Source organism: Streptomyces anandii JCM 4720 (assembly GCF_014650655.1).
Lineage (GTDB): Bacteria > Actinomycetota > Actinomycetes > Streptomycetales > Streptomycetaceae > Streptomyces > Streptomyces anandii.
Map to the genome: position 1 here is coordinate 211,752 of NZ_BMVJ01000011.1, position 3,956 is coordinate 215,707.

6 protein-coding genes are annotated in these 3,956 nt (G+C 69.8%); 5 read left to right on the forward strand and 1 reads right to left on the reverse strand.

Features of this window, described 5'->3' with window-relative positions; genetic code table 11:
• The 5 genes from IE249_RS21195 to IE249_RS21215 form a co-directional block, all read left to right on the forward strand.
• Positions 1-1,022: RNase A-like domain-containing protein (locus tag IE249_RS21195; protein WP_189706791.1), on the forward strand; the 1,022-nt coding region annotated here is incomplete at its 5' end.
• A 1-nt stretch (position 1,023) separates the two neighbouring features.
• Positions 1,024-1,755, forward strand: a complete 732-nt coding sequence (locus IE249_RS21200; RefSeq protein WP_189706793.1) for a hypothetical protein — start codon at positions 1,024-1,026, stop codon at positions 1,753-1,755.
• 48 nt (positions 1,756-1,803) lie between these two features.
• Positions 1,804-2,103, forward strand: a complete 300-nt coding sequence (locus IE249_RS21205) for an RNase A-like domain-containing protein (protein ID WP_189706795.1) — start codon at positions 1,804-1,806, stop codon at positions 2,101-2,103.
• 37 nt (positions 2,104-2,140) lie between these two features.
• Positions 2,141-2,821, forward strand: a complete 681-nt coding sequence (locus IE249_RS21210; protein ID WP_189706797.1) for a contact-dependent growth inhibition system immunity protein — start codon at positions 2,141-2,143, stop codon at positions 2,819-2,821.
• Between the two features lie 48 nt (positions 2,822-2,869).
• On the forward strand, positions 2,870-3,457 hold the full coding sequence (locus tag IE249_RS21215; RefSeq protein ID WP_229858924.1) for a BRO-N domain-containing protein: 588 nt from the start codon (positions 2,870-2,872) through the stop codon (positions 3,455-3,457).
• 106 nt (positions 3,458-3,563) lie between these two features.
• Here the strand turns inward: IE249_RS21215 and IE249_RS38030 are convergent.
• Positions 3,564-3,956: 2-oxo acid dehydrogenase subunit E2 (locus IE249_RS38030; protein ID WP_229858926.1), on the reverse strand; the 393-nt coding region annotated here is incomplete at its 5' end.

Below are 3,956 nucleotides of genomic sequence, written 5' to 3' on the forward strand. Positions count from 1 at the left end.
GCACGGACAACGAGGCTCTGCCGCCGTCCCAGCCGGGCGGCCGTGACTGGCGGACGAATCCCAAAGAGACGCCGTCGGCGCGCCGGCCCATCATCGAGGTGCTGCAGAAGACCGGCAACGAGATGAAGCAGATCTTCCACGACGCCGCGGACGCCGCCGAGAAGTGCCGCAAGACCACCGAGCGTCTGGCGGCACAGGCCGCGAAGGCGACCGTCAAGGACATGACGCCGGACGGGTTCTCCTGGGACGAATTCACGAAGCTGTCGGCGTACGCCACCTTCGCAGAAATAGTCCTGAAGTTCCGCTCGCACATGGACAAGTCGGGATGCGACGCGGCCGTCGAAGCGTGCCACAAGGCATTCCACGACGGCGCGGACAGACTCCGCAAACTGCTTCCCGAACTCCGGGAGGCGGCCATCAGCGCGCCGGCCTACGAGGCGGAGGAGGCCCGCGCGGAGGCGTTCGGGGCGCGTTCCCTGACCGATTTCAAACCGGGGCACGTGTGGACGCGGCCCGGTGACACGGACGACGGCGTCTACAAGGTGGACCTGGCGTCCACCGAATGGCTGGAGAACTCCCACACGGCCTCGAAGCACGTCGGCCTCACCGACGACCAGCTGGCGCAGCGCCTGCGGGACGACCTGAAGAAACCACCCCGGCCGGGAACCGCATGGCCGAACGGCCAGCCCAAAATCGCAGAGGCCTCCTCTTTCCAGGACATGGAGTCCGCACAGAAGCTGACTCAATACAATCTGGACAAGAATGACAACAGGATCTCGGACTGGATCAAGAGCAAGCCGGCGAACGGTGCGCGGCTCGACGTGAGCGTTTCGGAAACACCGTACGGCCACAGCGGACGCAGCATCGACAAGAGCGAGATCCAGAATGACCCGTTCCCGGCCGGCAAGGCGAGATACGTGGACGGTGTGGAGACCCGGCTCGTCTACAACGGCGACCTCGATCCCCCTTTCACCGTCATGACGTCGATGCCGAAGAATCTGACCCAGAAGGCAGGAAGTTAGTATGACGGCCACCCATGGGAAAGCAGTCGAATACTGGCAGCTGGCCGGAGCCCGTACGCTTCTGTCGCCGTACGAGGGGTGGAGCAAGAGGATCCCCGACGACGCCGCCGAGTGGCGGGAGCGCCTGTTCACTCTGGTGCGCGGACTGCGCACCGCGAGCGAGGACGGCGCACGCCATCCGGCCGAGATCTCCGCGGAACTGCGGCTGGCCGCGGACCTCTTCGAGGCCTTCCCCGACGGCTCGCACAAGGCGCTGAAGAACCTGCCCCGCGCGGCCACCGAGGAGCGCACACCCGGCGTCCTGCGGGAGATCGCCGACTACGTCGACAACTGGGGCGCGGACCTGGAGACGTTCTGTGCAAGGCCCATGGACACCTGGGAGCTGAGTCTCCGCTTCCCGCGCTTCGGTCAGATTCTGCCCATCTATTTCGGCCAGGACGGCGTCGCGATCAGCGACGACATGCACGACGCCACCTCCGAGGAGGGCATCCGCATGTACATCGAGGAGACCCATCCCCGATGCCCGTGGGACCTGCCGAGCGTGGTCGCGGAGTGCTACCAGGCCATGGCCCTCTTCCACACGGAACACCAGATGGACCGGTTCTTCAGCTCGGCGGCCATGGCCGGCGGTTCCGGCACCGAGGACTTCACCGACTTCTTCCCGCTCTTCGCCCGCCTGTGCGTGGAGCACCTGCGGGAGTCCCACTCGCCCCTGTGGGAGCCGCGCGCGTAGCCACCGGGGACACCGAGCCAGAACCGAGCAGGAGACAATCGGCCCACCATGCGCACCCGTTCCGCCACCTACCCCGACCGCGAGACCGCCCAGTGGGCCACCCAGCAGGTCGTCACCGCCAACGAGCAGACCGTGCACCGCTGGCTCGCGCTGTCCACGCGTCCGAGGCTGACCATCGAGGCGTCCTGGCCCTCCCGGCCCGAGCCGGTCGGACGGGTGCTGCTGCAGGCGATGATGCTGGCCGGCCGGGAGCCCGTCGACGTACGGGCGGCCCGGGTGGTCCTCCGGCGGGACCCCTCCCGCCCCCACGGCTTCACCGTGCACGCCACCTTCCCGATCCACCTGTAGCGCCGCCCGTGGCGCCGATCCGCAGAGGCTGACGACCGTGCCCCTGAGCCCCCTCGAACACGACCGCCGCTACGGCGAGCTGGACCAGGTCATGCGCGCCTACGCCGGGCAGCCCGCCGACGACACCCCCGAGCGGCCCGGCGAGGCCCTCACCGCCTACCTCCGCCACACCTGGCACACCCGCCCCTGGGCCCTCGCCACCGCCGAACGCCAGCTGCGCGAGTACGCCGACAACCCTCCGGGCCGGCTCCGCCTGCGCCTCGGCGAGTACTACGCCGTCCCCGACGTCGGCCTGCCCGAGTCCGGCGTCCAGCAGTGGCTGCGCTGCCTCGCCGACCACATCAGGCGCAGCATCGAGGAGGGCCGGGTCCCGCCCCCGGCCGCCCCCGCCACCCACTGGGAATGGCACGCCCGCTTCCCCGAACTCGGCCAGTTCCTCGGCGGCTGGTTCTCCCAGGACATGCCCGACGAGTTCGACGACCACGAAGCGGCCGTCGACGACTACCGCGCCGCCACCGACCCCCAGCTGGTCGCCCGGCTCACCGGCGAACTCCACGAACTCCTCGCCCTCGACCTCGGCGAGTCGGACTACGCCGTCGCCGTCGCGGAGTTGGGCATGGAGGTCGACCCGCCCGCGCCCTACTCCCCGAGCGGCTGGCTCGCCCTCGTCGCCGACCGGCTCACCACCCCTCGCCCCGACTGCGGAACCCCGGCCTGAGGCACACTCCGGGCTCCCCGGGCGGCGGTCAGGGTCCGACGGCTCACGATGCCGGACGGGGCTCACTGGTTCCCGGCGGTGGTCATCTCTCCGCAAGGTCTCGTCCTCCTCGTCAACGCCTGCACCAAGCCGGTCTGCGCCCCTTTCAAGCAGTGGGTCGCGGAAGTCATCGAGACCGTGCAGCGGGAGGGTTCCTACAGCCTGGAGCAGGCCGAGGTGCAGCCGGCCGGTCCCCGCGCCCCCGTCGCCCACGCCATGCCGGAACAGGTCGCCGACGCCATCGTCCGGCTCGAGGCGCACAACCTCCAGGTGGACCAGGAGCTTGCGGTCGCACAGCGTGAATCCCTAGCGCTGCAAAGGGAGGCGGTGGCGGCGCAGCGGGCCGTGCTCGCCGCGCGGGAGGCCATCGCCGAGGCCATGGGACGCATCGCGGACCGGCTCGACGTACTGGCTCCCGACCGGCCGGCTCGCGAGAAGGGTGAGCTCCGGGAGCCGCTGGATGTGATCGCCGCGCGGACCGGCCTGTCGGTCCGCCGGGTCAACGAGTGTCTGCGGCTGCTGCGCAAGCACGCCTGCATCCGGTCGCGGGGCGGCGCCCAGGACGGCGCCCCCGTGTATGTGCTCCATCAGCCCTGAGACCGCACAGCGGGACGGAACAACGCGGAACGACGGCGAAGGGGACGGTCGCAAGACGAAGTTGCGGCCGTCCCCTTCAGGGGCCCAAGCTACCGAGTCGGCGGCCTCACGCCCAACTGATCAACCGCTTCGGCTGTTCCAGGATCGCCGCCACGTCCGCCAGGACCTTGGAGCCCAGTTCGCCGTCGACCAGTCGGTGGTCGAAGGAGAGGGCCAGGGTGGTGACCTGGCGGGGCTTGACCTTGCCCTTGTGGACCCACGGCTGGAGCTTGATCGCGCCGACCGCGAGGATCGCGGACTCGCCGGGGTTGAGGATGGGCGTGCCCGTGTCGACGCCGAAGACGCCGACGTTGGTGATCGTCACCGTGCCGCCCTGCATGGCGGAGGGCGAGGTCCTGCCCTCGCGGGCGGTGGAGACCAGCTCACCCAGGGACTCGGCGAGCTGCGGGAGCGTCTTGGCGTGGGCGTCCTTGATGTTCGGGACGATCAGCCCGCGCGG

Bases quoted from the DNA above. Each gene is read 5' to 3' on its own strand.
- IE249_RS21200 (WP_189706793.1), top strand. From the start codon at position 1,024: ATGACGGCCACCCATGGGAAAGCAGTCGAATACTGGCAGCTGGCCGGA.
- IE249_RS21205 (WP_189706795.1), top strand. From the start codon at position 1,804: ATGCGCACCCGTTCCGCCACCTACCCCGACCGCGAGACCGCCCAGTGG.
- IE249_RS21215 (WP_229858924.1), top strand. From the start codon at position 2,870: ATGCCGGACGGGGCTCACTGGTTCCCGGCGGTGGTCATCTCTCCGCAA.